Source organism: Pseudomonas tehranensis (genome assembly GCF_014268615.1).
Taxonomy (GTDB): Bacteria; Pseudomonadota; Gammaproteobacteria; order Pseudomonadales; family Pseudomonadaceae; genus Aquipseudomonas; species Aquipseudomonas tehranensis.
Genome location: NZ_JABWQV010000505.1, coordinates 1 through 439, shown reverse-complemented (window position 1 = coordinate 439; position 439 = coordinate 1). Strand labels below are relative to the sequence as shown.

Here is a 439-nt window from a genome sequence, read left to right as displayed (position 1 = left end):
TTCGCCGGCGGCGTTGGTCGCCTCGATCAGTCGGAAACGTCCGTCGTAACGGTAGGAGACCAGCGTCTGTTCGGTGCGCCAGGCTTCGTCCAGGGTCAGGGCCGGGTGAAAGCTCTGGTAGTCGATGGCGACCAGGTGGCGCTGTTCGTAACGCAAGCGCAGGGAGCGCCCGGCACCGTTGTCCAGGCGGCTGATGTCGCCATGGATGTTGCGCTGCAGCGTCAGACGGTTGGCGTAGCGGTCGCTGAGGGCGGTCAGATGGCCGTCGCGAAAGTGTAGGAAAGGTGCGTTTTCGCCGGGCTGGACGATGATCAATTCGTCCGGCTCGGCCCCCCGGTAAATCGCTGCGCGGGCCAGGCTGTTGTGGATTGCCGGGCGCTGGGCGGTGGGCAGGGGAAACGGCGTACGGCGGTTTTCCTGATCGATCCAGATGACCTGC

At 65.1% G+C, this 439-nt stretch carries 1 protein-coding gene; it reads right to left on the bottom strand.

The window, feature by feature from the left end; genetic code table 11:
* A partial coding sequence (locus HU811_RS27870) for a hypothetical protein (RefSeq protein WP_186659222.1) occupies window positions 1-439 on the bottom strand: 439 nt, incomplete at both ends.